The organism is Hyphomicrobium sp. DMF-1 (assembly GCF_027886585.1).
Taxonomy (GTDB): domain Bacteria; phylum Pseudomonadota; class Alphaproteobacteria; order Rhizobiales; family Hyphomicrobiaceae; genus Hyphomicrobium_C; species Hyphomicrobium_C zavarzinii.
On sequence record NZ_CP115706.1, the window covers coordinates 4020327 to 4038663 of the forward strand.

Consider the following 18337-nt stretch of genomic DNA (forward strand, 5'->3'; position numbering starts at 1 on the left):
ACGGGCCTCGGGCGTTTCAGGCCCTGATTTCAGAGGCGAGCCGGCACAGGGACATGTTTGGCCGGCCAAAGGATTTTCGAACCCGTGCAAGGCTCTCATGGAAGAGCCTGCTCGTGGCTTCGAGATGTGAGTGAAGGGGAGGAAGCGGGATGGCGGCTCAGGATGTTGTGTTGCCGACACCGGGAGCATCCGCAGCTCCCCAGGAGGGCGACACCATTCTTTCGCTTCCGAGCGCGGATCTCGTCGCGCCGGATGCGGCACGCCCGCGCGAGCGCTTCATCCCCGTTACGACGTACGCGCTGATCGACCGCCTGACTGCGCCCCAGACCTGGCCTGCGGGAAAGGCCAAAGCCGCGCGCCGCTTCTTCCGCTACCTCGAATACTGGCGGCGCCAGCAGCACAGCGTCGGTCTCAGCACGCTGCTGCAAGCCTACGAGTCGTTCAGCCCCGACAGCGATCTTCTGGTGACGCGCACGTTCACGCCGGAAGAGCGTAACAACATGCAGAAGCGCGTGGTGCGCGATATCGAGAGGATTCTCGTTCAGGCCAACTACGTCCGCATCGATCCGTCGGACGTTGAGATGATCCTGACGAAGGAATCCCACTACGGCCTCGACCTGCACGTGGACTTCACCGCGTTCGAGGAAATCCTGGTCTACTACCGCGGCGCCTCGAACCGGCGCGACCAGCGGCGCACGCTGCGCAAATTCATGCGCAAGGAAGAGTTCGACGTTCCGATCTTCCAGCGGCTGTTCCTGCTGTTCAAGCTCAAGCCGTTCGAGACGCGTGTCGTGGAGATCATGAAGGAGCTGCGCCTGCCGCGCCGCGAGGCGGAGAAGGCGGTCAGGAACCTGCGCGCGATGATCCCGTCGTCGGTCAACGACAGCAACATCTACCTCAAGCTCTTCAAGAACATCCCGCGCAGCGACGTGGAGATGGTGTTCCCCAACACGCGCGTGAAGTTCCGCCTGCTCGACAAGCTCAGGCTCGGCGTCACGGGCAGCGCGGGCCTCGGCATGGGCGTATTCGGCGCGGCGGGTAAGATCGCGGTTGCGGCGACCAATCCGCTGATGGCGGCGGGCGCAGTGCTCGGTCTCGGCGGCATCGCCTTCCGCCAGACGATGAACTTCCTCAACCAGAAGCAGCGCTACATGGTGGTGATGGCGCAGAACCTCTACTTCCATGCCATGGCCGACAATCGCGGCGTGCTGATCAAGCTAGCGGACCGTGCGGCGGAGGAAGACGTGAAGGAGGAGATGCTGCTTTACAGCGTGCTCGCCAAGGAAACGGCCAAGCATTCGGATCTACCTGCGATCGATGCGGCCATCGAGCAGTATCTGGCGGCGAGCTTTGGCGTCACGGTCGACTTCGACCTCGAGGATGCCCTGCAGCGCCTGCTCGCAGACGGGATCGTGACCGAGGACGCCGACGGTACGCTGCGCACGCTCGGCCCCGAGGCCGCCGCACAGCATCTTGACGCCAAGTGGGACGTGTTCCTGGACAATCTCCCGGATTGCCGGGGCGACGAGGGGCGCGAGGTGGAGCGCACGGTTCCGATCGAAGACGCGGTAGCGGCGCAGCAGGCCGCGAGAGCCCAGCCGGGCTGAGCCCAGGCCCCTCGGTTTGCCATCGCGCCCACGCCCGATGCGCGATATAAACCAGCCGCGCCGCATGCCGGTTCGCCCGGACCCCGCGCGGTTGCATCTTCTATTCTTGCTCTAGAACGGATTCCATGACCCCCCATAAGCTGATTGCCGAGGTGGAGGCGCGCGATCGCGCAATGCGCGTTGCGGGTGCGCTTCAGGATCTTCTCGAGCCGCCGCCGGATGCGCTCACAGTGTTCGAGAACAAGACCGGCGACGACGCGCCGGTGCGCTGGCGCATCGAGGCCTACTTCTCCGATGAGCGGACGCCGCAGGACATCGAAGACGAGCTTACCGCCCTGCTCGGCGAGCCCGCTCCCCGCTTCCAGTCGGACGATATTCCCGACCTCAACTGGGTGGCGCTCTCGCAGGCGGCTCTGCCGCCGGTGCGGGCAAGCCGGTTCACGGTGCATGGCTGCCACGACCGGGAGCGCGTTCCACAAGGGCCGAACGCCATTCTCATCGAAGCGGGCGAAGCATTCGGAACCGCCCATCATTCGACGACTTACGGCTGCCTCATCGCGATCGGCCGGCTGGCGCAGGGCCGGACGTTCCGCAATGTCCTGGATCTCGGCTGCGGCTCCGGCGTGCTCGCCATCGCTGCGGCCCGCGTTTGGCCTCATGCCTCGGTGCATGGCGTGGACATCGATCACCAGTCGGTCGTCGTCGCGCGCGAGAACGCGGCGGTCAACAAGGTGGGCGCACGCCTCCGCTTCACCTGCGGACCGGGCGTATCAGCACCCGCCGTGCGCAAGCTCGTGCCGTTCGATCTCGTCGTCGCGAACATCCTCGCCGGGCCGTTGATCACGCTCGCGCCCGATATCCGCCGCGCCACGAAAGCGGGCGGGACAGTGGTTCTCTCGGGCCTGCTCACGCGGGAGGCGCCGCGCGTGCTTGCGGCCTATCACGCGCAAGGCTTCTCTCTCTCCTCCCATCAGCGCTACGATGGCTGGTCGACCCTCACGCTGACCAAGCGGACCTGAGCCTCAAGGACTTTCCCGCCATGTTCCAGACGTTCGCCGCACCGTCCGACGCTGCCGCCGTTCCCGATCGCGTGAAGCGGCTGCGCGCGCTGCTCGCCGAGGAAGGTCTGCAGGCGGTGCTGCTGCCGAGAGGGGACGAGCATCAGGGCGAGTACGTGGCGCCGTGCTCGGAGCGCCTTCGCTGGCTCACCGGCTTTTCCGGCAGCGCCGGGATGGTCGCGGTGACACGGCGGCACGCGGGACTGTTCGTGGACGGGCGCTACACCGTGCAAGTGCGGAGCGAGTGCGGCAGCAGCGGGCTGTTCGATTTCCCCGGGATGGCGCGCGTCGCGCTTGCCGGGTGGCTCAAGGACAAGCTCAAGAGCGGAGACGTCGTCGGCTTCGATCCCTGGCTGCATACGGCATCCGAGATCGCGTGGCTGGACGCGCTCCTGAAGGACGCCGGCATCGCGCTCAAGCCGACCCGGCGAAACCTGGTGGATCGCATCTGGGGCAAGGATCGCCCGCTTCCGCCAGACGGGCCGGTGGTGCCGCATCCGATGAAATACGCCGGACGCTCCGCCGAGAACAAAATCGCCTCGCTTCAGAAGACGCTGAAAGATGCTGGCCAGGATGCCGTCGTTCTCACGTCTCCGGATTCCATTTGCTGGCTATTCAATATTCGCGGCCACGACGTTGCGCACAATCCGGTCGTTCTCGCTTTCGCGATCGTGCCCGCCAACGGAAAGGCCGAGCTGTTCGTCGCGCCCGAGAAACTTTCGCGGGAAAGCCGTGCGCATCTCGAAAGCTCTGCAAAGATTTCTCCGCCCGGCGCCCTCAAGGATCGCATTGCGGCGCTGCGCAAGGCGGGGCGGCGCGTGCGCGTCGATTACGACCGGGCCGCGTTCTGGTTCGTGCGCGCGCTCGGCAAGAGCGCAGTTAGGGGCGGTGACCCCTGCGTTGCGCCGAAAGCGATCAAGAACGCAACCGAGATCAAGGGCGCGCGCGTTGCGCATGTGCGTGACGGCGCGGCCGTCGTGCGGTTTCTCGCCTGGCTCGACCGCGCCGTTGCCGGCGGGGATGCCGTCGACGAGATCGCCGCGGTTCGCGCGCTCGAGGACCAGCGTGCCGGGAGCCAGGCGCTCAAGGAGATCTCCTTCGACACCATCTCGGGCAGCGGACCGAACGGCGCCATCGTGCACTATCGCGTGACGGAGGCGAGCAACCGGATACTCAAGCGGGGAGAGCTGTTCCTGCTCGATTCCGGCGCGCAGTATCTCGAGGGAACCACTGATATCACGCGCACAATCGCGATCGGGGAGCCGCCTGCCGAAGCGCGCGAGCGGTTCACGCTCGTGCTCAAAGGGCATATCGCCATCGCGACAGCCCGCTTTCCCAAAGGCACGCGAGGAATCGACCTCGATGCCTTCGCGCGGCGCGCGCTCTGGGAGCATGGGCTCGACTACGATCACGGCACCGGCCATGGCGTGGGCAGCTACCTCTCCGTCCATGAAGGCCCGCAATCGATCTCGCGAGCGGGCATGGCTGTGATCGAGCCGGGCATGATCATCTCGAACGAGCCCGGCTACTACAAGGAGGGTGCCTACGGCATCCGTATCGAGAACCTCGTTCTCGTTACCGAGCCGGAGCGTCCCAAGGGCGGCGACCGGGACGTGATGGGTTTCGAGACGCTGACGCTGGTGCCGATCGACCGCCGCCTCATCGCTAAAGAGTTGCTGACACCAGACGAGACGCGTTGGATCGACACCTATCACGCAAGGGTTCTGGCGACGATCGGACCCGAGGTCGATGCTCCGACGCTTCGCTGGCTCGAAGCGGCGACAAAACCGCTCTAAAAACCTGCCCCGCACAACTCAAAACTTATTTCATTTCCCGGCAAAAGCCCGACCATTTCGCCCCATTTTGTGGCTTTTCTGCCTTCGCGCATAACAGCAAGAAGGCAGCGCGCACATTTTTCCTACTTTCTTCAATGCGTCACGCCGATTTTCTATTATGATTTATTAGATGTGATTCGGGTGTGCCGTGGCCCAGCGCTGCACGTCCCGTTTTCGATCTTTCGGTCGTGCGCCTTGCGTGCGGTTGCGATTAAACCTGCAACAGACTCTTTTGGAGCGTTTCATGACCGCGAGCAGCACTCTGCCCGCTCCAAACCTCATGCCTTTGATGCGCTACCGCGATTTGGCGGAGGCGATGAGCTGGCTCGAGGATGCGTTCGGGTTCGAAAAGCAGATCGCCGTCAGCGATAGCGACGGCGAGGTGATCTACGGCCAGATGAGCTATCGCGGCAGCCTGATGATGATGGGCGCCGTGCGCGATACCGATCTCGACAAGCTGATGCGCCAGCCGGACGAGGTGGGCGGTGTCGAGACGCAGAGCTGCTACATCGTCGTGGACGATGCGGACACCCACTATGCCCGCGCGCGCGACAAAGGCGCGGAGATCGTGCTCGAGATCAAGAGCGACGGCCTCGGACGGCGCGGCTATTCCTGCCGCGATCCGCAGGGACACATCTGGAACTTCGGCACCTATAATCCCGGCAAGGGCCTGACGATGACGTCGGCGTCAGCTCCGCCCTCGGTGGAAGCGCTGCCGGAACCGCCACGCCGGCGCCACAGCCCGCGTGTGCTGATGAGCATCGCCGGCCTGATGGTGGCGCTCGGCGCAACCTGCTGGGTGTTCGCGGACGAGATCAAGTCGGATCTGTCAAAGCGGCTCGCCGATGCCGCGGGCCGTCACCAGGCGGCCGAAGCAGAACGCGCCTACGCGGAGCTGGTGAAGGTGCGCGCGGAGAAGCGCAAGGCCGACGAGCTGGCGCAATCGCTCAACAGCGATCTGGCCAGCGAGCGGGCGCGGCGGATCGCGACGGAAGCCGATGCGGGCAAGACGTCCGAACGCCTTTCCGAGGAACAGACGGCGCGGCGCTCCGCCGAGACGGCCATTGCCGCGCTTCGCGAGGAGCTGAAGCGCGAACAGGATGCGCTCGACGCTGCCGTCGAGGCCAAGCGCATCAGCGAGGAGAAGCTCGCCGTCAAATCCGCAACCAACGAGCCAAGCCCGCCGAAACAACAGGCCGAGGTCAAGGCTGCGGAGCCGCCTGTCGCCGAGGCTACGCCGGAGGCGCCTGCCGCGCCGGTCGCTCTCAATGCGCCTGCTGCGACGCCGCCGGAGGCCCCGTCGTCCGTTGCCACGCCGGCTGGGGCAAGCGGCATCGAGACTTCCGCGACCAATCCGGCATCGGAAAAGGCTGCCGAACAAGCGCCGGCCAAGGCACACGCCGCGGCTTCCGACGATGATGACACCGCCACGCCGCACGCCGCCGCGCCCGATCGCGAGCAGAGCAGCGCGCGGCGTGCATCGAAATCGTCGCAGAAGAGCCAGAAGCAAGCGACGGCCCGTGCCTCGCGCGTTCTGCCGACCTATGTGGTGGACCTGCACGACGTGCCCTGGCCCTATAACACCTGGTACAAATAGCGGTTTCCGCTTTTCCTCAAGCGCGGGATCGACCCGCCCCGACAGGCTTAAAGGCGCGGTGTTCCCGACGGAACAGCGCGCCTTCGCATTCCCCTCCACTCTGGCTCAGGATCGGTTGCAGTGGGCTTGCCGCAAGGCGCGGCCACGCATGCCGAACAGGCGTTGTGCGTCAACAGAGAACGAGAGAAAGGGCGCGACCATGTCCTCGAAAGCCTCCCTGCTGTTTCTGAGCCTGCTCACGGGTGCGGCCAGCCTTCCTATCGGATACGCTTCGGCCGAAACCATCGGCAACACCGTCAGCGTGGCGCAGCTCGTCACCGCGCAGCTCGCGAAGGACACCCGCAACCTCGCGTCCGGCGACCTCATCAATCAGGACGAGCTGATCGAGGTGAGCCAGGACGGATCGGGCGAGTTCAAGCTGCTCGACGATACGAAACTCGCGCTCGGTCCCGGTGCGCGGCTGACGCTCGATAAATTCGTCTACGATCCCGCAAAGAGCGGCAACTCGGTGGTGATGCGCTTCGCCAAGGGCGCCTTCCGGTTCGTCACGGGCCTCGCGGAAAAGCCGGCCTACGTCATTCATGTTCCCTCCGCCTCGATCACGGTTCGCGGCACCATCTTCGACGTGTTCGTGGAGGACGGCGGCACGAGCTGGCTGCTGCTGCACGAGGGCGCCGTGCGCGTCTGCAATGCGACTGGGACCTGCCGCGATCATTCCGAACCGGGCAAGCTCATCCGCATCTCGAGCGGGGGTGAGCTCAGCAAGCCGACCCGATGGGCCACGCTGCCGGGCATCGAGAAGATCTCGTTCGATACCGCATTCCCATTCGTCGGCACGCCGCCGTCGGTCGATCCCAAGCCCGTGCTCACCCGCGAGGCCGTGCTTCAGCCGACGTCCGACACGGCGAAGGAGACTCCGAAGCGCCGCGCTGAAGCACCTAAGAAGAAGCGCCAGCAGCAGGCTTCCGCCGAGGCTACGGAGACGCCCGCGATGACGAACCTGCCGCCCAAGCGCACCAAGATCAAAAAGACCAATATCGAGCCCACCGGCAACAGCGTCGGAACGATGAAGGATCCCCGCAAGACGGGCCGCGGCATGGACAAGTACGAGCGCCATACGCAGAAGACCGATCGCTACACGAAGCAGCGTGAGAAAGGCCTCGATACCGCTTCCCAGTATGCGCCCACGACCATCGACAAGCTGCGCAAGAACGGCACCATCGAGCGTGCCGATGCCGCAAACTCCGGCGGCCCGGCGACCGGCTGGCGGAAGTACGTGGACAGGTATTACAGCGGCCGGTAGTCGCCGGCCTCGATGAGGGCGAAGCGGAGGAGCCGAAAGCTCCTCCGTTTTTTGTTGTGCCTGGTTCGTCGTGTCTGGGCTTACGCGCCGATGAGCGCCAGCCACTCGTCTTCGGTGAGAACCTTGACGCCGAGCTTCTGGGCGTTGGTGAGCTTCGAGCCCGCGTCCGCGCCTGCGATCACGTAGTCCGTCTTGGCGGATACGGAGCCGGCAACCTTGGCGCCGAGACGCTCGGCCTGGGCCTTCGCCTCACTGCGCCCGACGCGCTCGAGCTTGCCGGTGAAGACGACGGTCTTGCCCGTGACGGGCGAGGAGACCGCAACGGGCCGCTCGAACGGGGTCACTGTCACGTGCGCCAAGAGATCGTCCAGGGCTTCGACGTTGTGAGGCTCCGAGAAGAAGTCGACGAGGGCGTCGACTACCGTCTCACCGATGCCTTCGATGGCGTCGATGTCGGCGTAGGCCTCGCTCTCCTTGCCATCGCGGACCGCGGCCTCGACGGCGCCGCGGAGCGCTTCGAACGTGAGGTAGGCTTTGGCGAGATCCTTGGCCGTGGTCTCGCCCACGTGGCGGATGCCGAGCGCAAAGATGAAGCGGTCGAGCGTGATGGTGCGGCGGGCATCGATGGCGCGAAACAGCTTCTCGACCGACTTCGTGCCCATTCCCTTGCGGTTTCTGAGCGGTGTCAGGCTCTTCTTGTCTCGCTCTTCCAGCGTGAAGATGTCTGCCGGGCGGAGGATGAGCTCGTCGTCGAAGAACGTCTCGATCTTCTCCTCGCCGAGACCTTCGATGTCGAAGGCAAGGCGCGAGACGAAGTGCTTCAAGCGCTCCTTGGCCTGAGCCGCGCAGATGAGGCCACCGGTGCAGCGGCGCACGACACCGCCGGCGCCCGGAGATTCGTCCGCCTCGCGCACAGCATGGCTGCCGCAGACGGGGCAGGTCTTCGGAAACAGGAACGGCTCGGCGGAAAGCGGGCGCTTCTCGGTAACGACGCGCACGATCTGCGGGATGACGTCGCCCGCGCGCTGCACGACGACGGTGTCGCCGACGCGAATGTCCTTCCGCGCGATCTCGTCCTCGTTGTGCAGCGTGGCGTTCGAGACCACGACGCCGCCGACCGTCACCGGCTCGAGCTTGGCGACCGGCGTCAGCGAGCCGGTGCGGCCGACTTGTATCTCGATGTCGCGGAGCACGGTGACCGCCTGCTCGGCCGGAAACTTGTGGGCGATGGCCCAGCGCGGGGAGCGCGACACGAAGCCGAGGCGGGCCTGATAGTCGAGCCGGTTCACCTTGTAGACAACGCCGTCGATATCGTAGCCGAGGCTCGCGCGGCGCTCGCCGATCTCACGATAGAAAGACAGCAGGTCCTGCGCGCTCTCGCAAAGGGTCATCAGCGGATTGACCGGCATGCCCCAGTGGGCGAAGGCCTCGACCATGCCGTTCTGACTGTCGGCAGGCATGTCCGACATCTCACCCCAGGCATAGGCGAAGAAGCGCAGGGGGCGGGCCGCCGTGATGGCAGGATCGAGCTGGCGTAGCGAGCCTGCCGCCGCATTGCGCGGATTGGCGAACACCTTGCCGCCGCTCTCGGCCTGTGCCGCGTTGAGGGCGGCGAAATCGGCGTGGCCCATGTAGATCTCGCCGCGCACCTCCGCTACCTCGGGAACGTGGCGGCCTTTGAGCTTCTTCGGGATCTCGCGAATGGTGGCGACGTTGGCCGTGACGTTCTCGCCTTCGGCGCCGTCGCCGCGCGTGGCGGCTTCCACGAAGTGGCCGTTCTCGTAGCGCAGAGAGATCGACAGGCCGTCGATCTTCGGCTCCGCCGTGAAGGCGAGCGCATCGTCCGTCTTGAGGGAGAGGAAGCGGCGCACGCGCGCGGCGAACTCTGACACCTCCTCGTCGTCGAAGGCGTTGCCGAGAGAGAGCATGGGCACGCGGTGGCGTACCTTGGCGAAGGTCTCCGACGCCGCCGCGCCCACTCTGTGGGATGGGCTATCGGCACGGATCAGCCCGGGAAACCTGGCCTCGATCGCGTCGTTGCGCCGGCGCAGGTCGTCGTACTCCGCATCCGAGATCTCGGGCGCATCGGATTGGTAATAGAGCCTGTCGTGGCGGGCGATCTCTTCCGCGAGGTGCGCGAGCTCCGAGGCCGCTTCGCTGGCGCTCAGCTCATCGACAGGGCGTGGTTGGGGCTTTTTTCTAGACATCGCCCGTCACGGTGTACTCGCTCAGGCGTTCTCAACGCAACCGTTCCCTGGCGGCGGAAACGTGCCGCGCCGGGGGTCAGCCGGGGCCGCCGAGCGACAGCTTGGGAACGGCCTTCCACGCCTTGGTGATCCAGGAATCGCTGTTCACGGCCGGGGCGTGGCCCTCGGACTTCAGAAGCGCATAAGCGCTCTTGTACCACTTCGATTCCGGGAAGTTGTGGCCAAGCACCGCCACGGCCGTCTGCGCCTCGTTGATCACGCCGAGCGCCATGTAGCACTCGGTGAGGCGCATGAGGGCTTCCTCGACGTGGGCGGTCGTCTGGTAGTCGGAGACGACGGTCTTGAAGCGATTGATGGCCGCGACGAAGTTCTTGTCCTTCATGTAATAGCGGCCGACTTCCATCTCGGACGCCGCGAGCGTGTCCTCGGCAATGCGAATGCGGTTCTCGGCATCGCGCGCATAGGTGCTGTCGGGATAGCGCGACTTCAGAATGCGAAGCTGCTCCAGCGCCTTGCGAGTCGCGCCCTGGTCGCGATTCGCAGTCTTGATGTCGTCGAAGTAGGCCGAGGCGATGATGTGGTGGGCGAGCGGCGCATCCTTGGTGCCGGGATGCATGATCGTGTAACGCTCAGCCGATGCGATAGCTTCCGGCGTCTTGCCGGCCTTGTAATAAGCGTAGGCCGCCAGCACGATGGCGCGGCGAGCTTCCGGCGAATAGGGATGCGAGCGGTCGAGATCCTCGAACTTGCGCGCCGCGTCCTCGAACTTACCCTTGTTCATCAGGGTATCGGCGTCGGCGTACATCTTCTCGGGCGGATCGGTGTTCAGGATCGTGGCGCTATCGGAGGAGGACGCGCAGCCCGCGAGCGTCAGCGCAACACCGCCCATGGCGCACCAAACAACGGCCGCTGCCCATTTCGGCGTCTTCAGCAAATGCCCTACTCCCCAGCCGACGTTCTCACGCGCCGCCATCCCGCCCGGCAGCGTTTTGCGTTGATTAGCACACTTCAGATCAGGCCTGAAGCCAACAGGCCCTCGAAATCCCTTCTGGTGACCGTAGTTCCACAATGTGGTTGATGTGAGGCTCGGAGGCGTATTCGGGTGTGAGCGGATCGCCGGAAGCGCCATCTAGAACAAGCCGTTGGCGCGACTCATTCATGTCTCTGCGCGGGGCCGCGCTTTCGCGGCCGCATGGGCGGTTCTCAAGGTAGAGGAAGGTCGTCCGCCGGATCCGCAGCTTACTCGCCGGCAGCCGCGACGGCAGCCCGCTCGAAGGCAACGGGGCGGGTCTCGCGGACGCGCGGAGCCTGCACGATGGCCCAGGCCGAGCTATCCTCGAGCAGCTTCTGGAGTACCAGCGAGTTCAGGCGGTGGCCGCCCTTGACCGAACGGTAGGCGCCCAGAATCGGGTGACCCGAGAGGCTGAGATCGCCAACAGCGTCCAGCATCTTGTGGCGCACGAACTCCTGCGGATCGCGCAGGCCTTCGCGGTTCATGATGCGATCGTCGCCGATGGCAACGGTATTGGTGAGGTTGGCACCGAGTGCGAGGCCCGCCTTCCAAAGGCGCTCCACGTCGCTCATGAAGCCGAAAGTGCGGGCATTCGCCAGCTCGTTGCGGAACACGCCGGGGCTCATCTCGAAGGCCAAGCGCTGCTTGCCGATAACGGCGGACGGGAAATCGATCTCGACGTCGAGATGGAAACCGGAGTGCGGCGTCAGCTCGCCCCAGCACTCACCCTCTTCGACGCGGACGGGCTTCAAAACCTTGAGGAAACGGCGCGGGGCAGGAAGCTCGCGGATGCCGACTTGATCGATCGCCTCGACGAACGGCGCGGAGCTGCCGTCCATGATCGGCACTTCCTTGCTGTCGATTTCGATGAGGCAGTTGTCGATCTGGAGGCCGCGAAGGGCGGCGAGAAGATGCTCGACGGTGGAGACGGTTACGCCGTCTTCGTTTCCAATGACCGTGCAGAGCGTGAGATTTTTGACGTTGCAGACTTTAGCGGGGATCTCGGCGGTGATGCGTCCACGTTTCGTAACCACGAAACGGAGCCCAGTGTCGGCTACTGCCGGATGCAGGATAACCGATACTGGCGCTCCGCTGTGCACCCCCGTGCCGTGGACTTGGATTTCCTGAGCAATCGTCGTCTGTCGCGCGCCAATAAATCGATTCGACATGCTGCGCCGTCCCTCGATGCATCGGCATTCCGTCTTGAACGGTTTGCCACCCCCGGCCGACGTTCGCGCGCCGCTCACTCCATTCCCCGTTTTTTAACCGCCCAAGTCGCTTATTTTTGGCAAGCTCGAAGGGCAGTTGGGTGATGCGGATGTAGCGCGAACCGGTCGTTATTAAGAAACGATAGCCCCCGTCCCGCTGTGGCACAAATCACGCTTTCTTACGGCGTGTTACGTTCGGGACGGCTCCGCCGAAGCGCCGAAAACGGCCTTCGGACGGGTCGTGGACTATCTCCGTCTTTCTCTGAAAAACACTGGCAGTTCAACGTCTTGATTTTCGCGCTCGTACGCATCCGGCGCTTGAGCATAGCGCTCGTAGCCTTCGCCGTCCGCTGGTGCGGGCGGCTCGGAGGGCTGCTCTTGTTGATAGGATTGGGGGGAAATTCGCTGGCGTGTATCCGAATCAGATCCGCCGCGTACCCGGCCCGCTAAACGCTCGAAAAGACCGAGTCGCCGACGCGGTTCCTGGTGCGGGGCTTGCCGCGGCTCAGGAGCATAAATCGGCGGCTCCGGATCGGCATGCGGACGCTCGGAATACTGCCGCTGAACCTGCGGCGGGAAATCGTTGGCATCGGGCAAACGCCGTTGCTGGCGGCGCACCTCGGACGGGGGCTGGGGCGCGAACGATCCCGCCTGGCCGTGGGCCGAGACATACCCCTGCGGAAGGGGGGGCGGCGCGGACGCGGCCTGCAACTGCGGCGGACCGTCCTCGATCATGACATTGCCGGGGCCCCGCCAGGGTTCCCCACCGCGGCCGCGAGCGGGCTCGTGGCCCATGGAGGCCTGAGTCCGGGGGGTCCCGAACTGGGAAGCAGCCGACGGAGCGTATTGCAGGGCCTCGGTCAGGCGCTGCTGAAGGTCGTGGGCGCCGCCGCGATGCTCGCGCGCGGGCTCCGGCGCGTAGCTCGGCGGCGGTGGCGGCGGGGCATGGCGGGAGCTCTCTGGAGCCTGCGGGCGGCCAGGCGCGGCACGAGAGGCCGCGCGAATCCAATCCTCGGCGGGTGCGGGCGGGGCGCGTTCGGCCTCGCCAGCGCGACTCATGCCGGACGCCACGATGGAGACGCGGATCCGATCTCCCAACGTCTCGTCGTAGGTGGCGCCGACGATGATGTTCGCCTCGGGATCGACCTCCTGGCGCACGCGGCTCGCCGCCTCGTCCACTTCGTAGAGCGTGAGGCCGGGGCCGCCGGTGATGGAGAGCAGCAGGCCCTTTGCGCCGCGCAGCGACACGTCGTCGAGCAGCGGGTTGGAGATGGCTTCCTCGGCGGCGACGGTGGCGCGGCGCTCGCCGGTTGCCTCGCCGGTTCCCATCATCGCCGTGCCCATGCCCGTCATGACGGTGCGCACGTCGGCGAAATCGAGGTTGATCAGGCCTTCCTTGATGATCAGGTCGACGATGCAGGCCACGCCCGAATAGAGCACCTGATCGGCCATCACGAAGGCTTCGGAGAAGGTGGTCTTCTCGCTCGCGATGCGGAACAGGTTCTGATTCGGAATGACGATCAGCGTGTCGACGAAATTGCGCAGCTCTGCCACGCCCGCTTCCGCGATGCGCATGCGGCGCGCGCCTTCGAACAGGAACGGCTTGGTGACGACGCCGACCGTTAGAATTCCGAGCTCGCGCGCCACGCGTGCGATGACAGAGGCGGCGCCCGTGCCGGTGCCGCCGCCCATGCCGGCGGCGATGAACACCATGTGCGAGCCTTTGATGTGCTTGCGGATGTCCTCGATGGCTTCCTCGGCCGCCGCCTCGCCGATTTCAGGGCGCGATCCAGCTCCGAGTCCTTCGGTCAATTCGGCGCCGAGCTGGATGCGTACATCCGTGCTGGCTGCCGCAAGCGCCTGGGCATCGGTGTTGGCGACGATGAAGTCGACGCCCACGAGCCCCGTCGCGATCATGTTGTTGACAGCGTTGCAACCGGCGCCGCCGACGCCGATCACCGTGAGCTTGGGTCTCACATCCGAAAGATTCGGCAGGTGACCTCTGATGCTCATTTCGCCCCCGTTTCACGCGAGGGAGATCAGTCCGCAACGCGGCTCCCCGGCATTCCCAACTCGGCCCGGGCCCGATCCGTTGCTGGCGGCACTCCGAGCTAGAACCCTTCCCGCAGCCAGGATCCGACGCGCTTCAGGTAGCTTCCCGATTCGGCGTCGCGGCTGCGATTGATCCGCCTGCCGGCGTGCTCGGGCGTTTCCGCGAGGAGCAATCCGACCACGGTCGAGAACGCGGAACTCGATAGCGCAGGCGGCAATCCTGAAATCGCCTGCGGACCTGCAATACGCACAGGGCGGCCCAACTCTGCGGCTACAAAATCGGCCAAGCCGGTCAACTGGCTCGTACCCCCTGTGAGCACAAGACAGCGGCCGGCATAAGCCGTCATCTCGCACGCGTCCAGGCGTTGCCGGATATGATCGACGATCGCCTTTACGCGAGGCCGGATCACCTCAGCAAGCTCGGCCTTCGTCATGTGATGCATGACGCCTTCCTCGTCGCCGGATGCCGGGTACGTAAAGACGTCGTGCTCGTCAGACGGAGCGCAGACCACTGTGCCATAAAGCGCTTTGACTCGCTCGGCCTCCGCAAGAGGTGCATGCAACGCGCGGGCGATATCGAAGGTGATCTGGGTGCCGCCCAAGGGCGCGGAGCAGGCGTAGAGAAACCGATCCTCGGCAAACATGGCGATGCCGGTGGTGCCGGCGCCGATGTCCACAGCCGTCACGCCGAGCCGGCGCTCGTCTTCGCTCGTAACGGCAAGGGCGCTGGCAAACGGGGCGGGGACGTGGCTCGCGACCTCGAGGTAGCAGCGTCCCACCACCATCAAAAGGTTGCGCAGGGGTGCCTCGTCTGCCGTCACGGCATGGAGATCAAGGTCCAGCCTGCGGGCCGCCATACCGCGGGGGTCGCGCGAGCCGGGGGCGCCGTCGATGCGCAGGGCCACCTCGTTCATATGCACGAGCGCACGGCCGTCCCGCTCGACATAAGCCTGGCCGGCCGTGAGCAGGCGGTCCACGTCGGCGTTGGCGACGATGCCGCTCGCGATGTCGGCCTTGGCGGAGAAATTGTGAGACCTCAAGCGTCCACAGGACACGGCGACGTGGATCTCGGAGAGTTCGAAGCCTGCCATGCGCTCGGCCTGGGCGATGGCCGCGCGGGCCGCCTGCTCGGCGCGGTCGAGATCGATGATGACGCCACCCTTCACGCCCTCGGCGCGCTGATGGCCGATGCCGAGAATGCGCACGTCCGGGCTGCCGTCCTCGCGCCGCCCGGGCTCGACCGATGCGATCAGGCACGCGATCTTGCTGGTGCCGATATCGAGCACGGCCGTCACGCGTTTCGGCCCTCCGCTCCGCCGTTTTGCCTTGTCTCGTGTCATCGGATCTCTTCTCCTCAAGAGCCGGTGTTCGGCGCGGGCCCGGCGGCAGGCGGCGCCTCGGGGCGGATGGCGACGCGGCCGGGGCCGCGGAAATCGAGCGTCGTCTTGCCGCCGGCGACGAGACGGAGGAGCGCCGTATCGCGGGCGATCTCCTCGAGCGCGCCGACCTCTCCGTCGGCTGGCAGCTCTATCGTCGTGGCGTTGGTGAGCTTGAGCCGCCAGCGGCGCTCCGATACGCGCTCGGCCTCGCCCATGCGGGCCGCGATCTCGGGATAGCGGGCGAGGCTCTCCATGAGACCTGCGGCATCGGCAGCAGCACCTTCTCCGGAGACACGGGGAAGATCGGGGAGCTGTGCGCCGCTGACGGCGGCAAGCACGCGGCCAGTCTTGTCGATGAGGTAATGGCGGTCGGCGCGCGTCCAGAGCGCGTAAGGCTTCCGCTCGGTCACGCGGATGTCAAGGCGGCCGGGATAGACGCGCGTGAGTTCGGCGGTATCGACCCAGGGCAGGCGTTCGATGCGGGCTTTGACGGCGGCGGTATCGAGGGCCGCGAACGTGCGCACGTTGGCGAGATCGAGCGCATCGAAGATGTCGCGATCGAAGCTGAAATGATGACCCTTGAGCGTGACCTGATCGATGCCGAAGCCCAGAAAGCGCGCGGTGCGCTGGACCTCGGGCGAATGCTTGCCGAGGCGGACCGTCTCCTCGACGGCGCCCAGAGCCAAGCCGATCCCGAGCGCAGCGAACAGAAGACGGGCGCGCCTGGGCTTCCAAGCAGCCAGCGAGAAGCGCCGGCGCGGCGACGGCGCGCCAAGGACCAGCGCAAGCTTCTGCTCGACCTGATAGGGGCCTTTGGGGCTACGGGCGGGGGGCGTTTCGGAGTGTGGAAGCGGGTCGTGAGCGGGTGCTTGCAGGATCGCATCGTGCGCCTGCAGTCGGGTCATACGGTCCTGCCCTACCTCGAACAACTCGCGTCCTCGACGATCCATCTCACGAGCTTGCCAAATGACCAGCCCGCATGTGCAGCAAGCTCCGGAACCAGAGAAGTTCCCGTCATGCCCGGCTGCGTGTTGACTTCAAGGCAGATCAGCTCGCCGGTTCCGCCGTCGGTATCGTCGAAGCGGAAGTCCGCGCGAGACACACCGCGGCAGCCAAGCGACGCATGTGCCGCCAACGTGTATTTCCGGATCAACTGGTAAACATTCGGTAAAATATCTGCCGGAAGCTCGTGGGTAGAGCCGCCCGGGGCGTATTTCGCCTCGAAATCGTAGAAGGCGAGGCCCTTCTGGGGCACGATCTCGATCACGTCGGTCGCGAAGTCCCCGATCACCGCGCAGGTCAGCTCGCGCCCGGGGATGAAGCGCTCCACCATCACAACCTGCTCCGGCGCGCCGCCTTCGAGAATGGCGCGCGACCAGTCGTTGTTGCCGGGGCGGATGATGAGGACGCCGACGCTCGAGCCTTCATCGACGGGCTTCACGACGTAAGGCGGCGGTAGCGCGTGAGCGGCCGCGGCGTCGCTGCGGGTGAGGAGCTTTGCTTCCGCGACCGGCACGCCGGCCAGTCTCATGATCGCCTTGGCGTTCTCCTTGTGCATGGCGAGGGCGGACGCCAGCACGCCCGAGTGCGTGTACGGAATGGCCATCATCTCCAGGATGCCCTGGATGCAACCGTCCTCTCCGAAGCGGCCATGCAGCGCATTGAAGCACACATCCGGGCGCACGGCCGCGAGGCGGGCGGCGATGTCGCGATCGACGTCGATGCGGGTGACGCGGTAGCCCTCGCCTTCGAGCGCATCCGCGACGGCGGCGCCGGAGCGGAGGCTCACGCTGCGCTCGGCGGAGAGGCCTCCCATCAGAACGGCCACGTGCTCGAAAGTCCTTTGCGGTGGCTCGCCCAGCGTGTTGGTCATGATTTCACAGTCTCAGACAGATGTTCGCCGTTTCCCTATTCCGCCGCAGCCAGCGCCTCGCCGACCGGACGGCCGGCCTCAGGCAACCCCAGGCGGATGATCTCCCATTCGAGCGTGACGCCAGCGTCGGCCTTCACGCGCGCACGCACCGTCTCGCCCAGGCGCTCGATGTCCTCGCCGGTGGCGTTGCGGTCGTTGATCAGAAAGTTGCAGTGCTTCTCGGACACGGCCGCGCCGCCCACGCGAAAGCCGCGGCAGCCGGCGGCGTCGATCAGCTTCCAGGCGCTGTGGCCGGGCGGGTTCTTGAAGGTGGAGCCGCCGGTGCGCTCCTTGATCGGCTGGTTCTTCTCCCGATACTCCGCCACCTCGTCCATAGCGCGCAGGATCTCTGCGGGATCGCCCGGCGTTCCTTCGAACAGGGCTTCGGTGAAGATCCAGTCGGACGGGATGGCGCTGTGGCGATAGGTGAAGCCCATGTCGGCGAGCGAGAGCACATGGATGTTGCCCTCCGGGTCGACGGCGCGCGCTTCGCGCAGCACGTCCTTCGTCTCGCTGCCGTGGGCGCCCGCGTTCATCCGAAGCGCTCCGCCGATGGAACCCGGAATGCCGCGATAGAAGGCGAGGCCGGCAATGCCTGCGTCCGCAGCGGCCCGCGCGACCTTCACGTCCGGCACGACGGTGCCGACGCGGATGCGGTTGCCGGGCTCGACCTTGATCTCGCCGAAACCGCGCCCCAAGCGGATAACGATGCCGGGCACGCCTCCGTCACGCACGAGCAGGTTCGATCCCAGGCCGATGACGAAGGTCGCGAGGTCTGTCGGCTTGTTCTTGAGGAAGTAGGCGAGGTCCGCCTCGTCGGCAGGCGTAAACAGCACCTGTGCGGGGCCACCGGCGCGGAACCAAGTTATGTCAGCCATCGACACGTTGGCGGAGAGGCGCCCGCGCAGCTCCGGCATGCGTTCTTTCAGGTCCGGCGTGAGATCGGGGAAGGTCATCGCGCTTCACTCCTGGCCAGATCGCAAGAGTGACCTACCCGCAAACGACCCGTGGCTGCCCGCAAGCTCTTGCGGTCGCGATGCTCCGGAGACGTGTCTAGACACCGGCCTTCGCCGGTGTGACGTAAATTTGGGGCTGTGGGCCGGACGAAAAACACCGTCATCCCGGCGTAGGCCGGAATCCAGCTCCGCTTGCCGCATCGCTTTCGAA

Annotated in this window: 13 protein-coding genes; 5 read left to right on the forward strand and 8 right to left on the reverse strand. The window is 65.7% G+C overall.

What is annotated here, in order from left to right; all coding sequences use genetic code 11:
- Positions 1–149: 149 nt before the first annotated feature.
- The 5 genes from PE058_RS18385 (at position 150) to PE058_RS18405 (ending at position 7400) form a co-directional block, all read left to right on the forward strand.
- The gene (locus tag PE058_RS18385; protein ID WP_020085039.1) at positions 150–1607 is read left to right on the forward strand and encodes a TMEM143 family protein; all 1458 of its coding nucleotides are present in this window, start codon (positions 150–152) and stop codon (positions 1605–1607) included.
- A 125-nt stretch (positions 1608–1732) separates the two neighbouring features.
- Positions 1733–2626 (forward strand): 50S ribosomal protein L11 methyltransferase, encoded by an 894-nt coding sequence (locus PE058_RS18390; protein ID WP_271029033.1) that lies wholly within the window; start codon positions 1733–1735, stop codon positions 2624–2626.
- A gap of 20 nt (positions 2627–2646) precedes the next feature.
- Entirely contained in the window at positions 2647–4461 is a 1815-nt protein-coding gene (locus PE058_RS18395; RefSeq protein ID WP_271029034.1) for an aminopeptidase P family protein, read from the forward strand.
- Between the two features lie 283 nt (positions 4462–4744).
- Positions 4745–6097, forward strand: a complete 1353-nt coding sequence (locus tag PE058_RS18400) for a VOC family protein (protein ID WP_156827281.1) — start codon at positions 4745–4747, stop codon at positions 6095–6097.
- Positions 6098–6296: 199 nt separating this feature from the next.
- Complete coding sequence (locus PE058_RS18405; protein ID WP_271029035.1) at positions 6297–7400, forward strand: FecR family protein; 1104 nt, start codon at positions 6297–6299, stop codon at positions 7398–7400.
- A gap of 80 nt (positions 7401–7480) precedes the next feature.
- On the opposite strand, the gene ligA is transcribed toward PE058_RS18405, so the two are convergent.
- The 8 genes from ligA to murB form a co-directional block, all read right to left on the reverse strand.
- A complete protein-coding gene (gene ligA / locus PE058_RS18410) occupies positions 7481–9607 on the reverse strand; it encodes an NAD-dependent DNA ligase LigA (RefSeq protein ID WP_271029036.1) in 2127 nt (708 codons plus the stop codon).
- A 76-nt stretch (positions 9608–9683) separates the two neighbouring features.
- On the reverse strand, positions 9684–10541 hold the full coding sequence (locus tag PE058_RS18415) for an outer membrane protein assembly factor BamD (protein ID WP_040498006.1): 858 nt from the start codon (positions 10539–10541) through the stop codon (positions 9684–9686).
- A 305-nt stretch (positions 10542–10846) separates the two neighbouring features.
- Positions 10847–11788 (reverse strand): UDP-3-O-acyl-N-acetylglucosamine deacetylase, encoded by a 942-nt coding sequence (gene lpxC / locus PE058_RS18420; RefSeq protein WP_026867879.1) that lies wholly within the window; start codon positions 11786–11788, stop codon positions 10847–10849.
- A 285-nt stretch (positions 11789–12073) separates the two neighbouring features.
- Positions 12074–13840, reverse strand: coding sequence for a cell division protein FtsZ (gene ftsZ / locus PE058_RS18425; RefSeq protein WP_020085031.1), 1767 nt, complete (start codon positions 13838–13840; stop codon positions 12074–12076).
- Between the two features lie 98 nt (positions 13841–13938).
- Entirely contained in the window at positions 13939–15219 is a 1281-nt protein-coding gene (gene ftsA / locus PE058_RS18430) for a cell division protein FtsA (RefSeq protein WP_271029037.1), read from the reverse strand.
- A gap of 14 nt (positions 15220–15233) precedes the next feature.
- A complete protein-coding gene (locus tag PE058_RS18435; RefSeq protein ID WP_271029038.1) occupies positions 15234–16163 on the reverse strand; it encodes a cell division protein FtsQ/DivIB in 930 nt (309 codons plus the stop codon).
- Positions 16164–16174: 11 nt separating this feature from the next.
- The gene (locus PE058_RS18440; RefSeq protein ID WP_020085028.1) at positions 16175–17131 is read right to left on the reverse strand and encodes a D-alanine--D-alanine ligase; all 957 of its coding nucleotides are present in this window, start codon (positions 17129–17131) and stop codon (positions 16175–16177) included.
- Positions 17132–17166: 35 nt separating this feature from the next.
- Positions 17167–18126 carry a UDP-N-acetylmuramate dehydrogenase gene (gene murB / locus PE058_RS18445; RefSeq protein WP_271029039.1) on the reverse strand — a complete coding sequence of 320 codons (960 nt, stop codon included), beginning with the start codon at positions 18124–18126 and terminating at the stop codon, positions 17167–17169.
- Positions 18127–18337: the final 211 nt, after the last annotated feature.

Coding starts and splice junctions, on each gene's coding strand:
- PE058_RS18390 (WP_271029033.1), top strand. CDS start 1,733: ATGACCCCCCATAAGCTGATTGCCGAGGTGGAGGCGCGCGATCGCGCA.
- PE058_RS18400 (WP_156827281.1), top strand. CDS start 4,745: ATGACCGCGAGCAGCACTCTGCCCGCTCCAAACCTCATGCCTTTGATG.
- PE058_RS18385 (WP_020085039.1), top strand. CDS start 150: ATGGCGGCTCAGGATGTTGTGTTGCCGACACCGGGAGCATCCGCAGCT.
- PE058_RS18435 (WP_271029038.1), bottom strand. CDS start 16,163: ATGACCCGACTGCAGGCGCACGATGCGATCCTGCAAGCACCCGCTCAC.
- ligA (WP_271029036.1), bottom strand. CDS start 9,607: ATGTCTAGAAAAAAGCCCCAACCACGCCCTGTCGATGAGCTGAGCGCC.
- lpxC (WP_026867879.1), bottom strand. CDS start 11,788: ATGTCGAATCGATTTATTGGCGCGCGACAGACGACGATTGCTCAGGAA.
- PE058_RS18395 (WP_271029034.1), top strand. CDS start 2,647: ATGTTCCAGACGTTCGCCGCACCGTCCGACGCTGCCGCCGTTCCCGAT.
- murB (WP_271029039.1), bottom strand. CDS start 18,126: ATGACCTTCCCCGATCTCACGCCGGACCTGAAAGAACGCATGCCGGAG.
- PE058_RS18405 (WP_271029035.1), top strand. CDS start 6,297: ATGTCCTCGAAAGCCTCCCTGCTGTTTCTGAGCCTGCTCACGGGTGCG.
- ftsA (WP_271029037.1), bottom strand. CDS start 15,219: ATGACACGAGACAAGGCAAAACGGCGGAGCGGAGGGCCGAAACGCGTG.
- ftsZ (WP_020085031.1), bottom strand. CDS start 13,840: ATGAGCATCAGAGGTCACCTGCCGAATCTTTCGGATGTGAGACCCAAG.
- PE058_RS18440 (WP_020085028.1), bottom strand. CDS start 17,131: ATGACCAACACGCTGGGCGAGCCACCGCAAAGGACTTTCGAGCACGTG.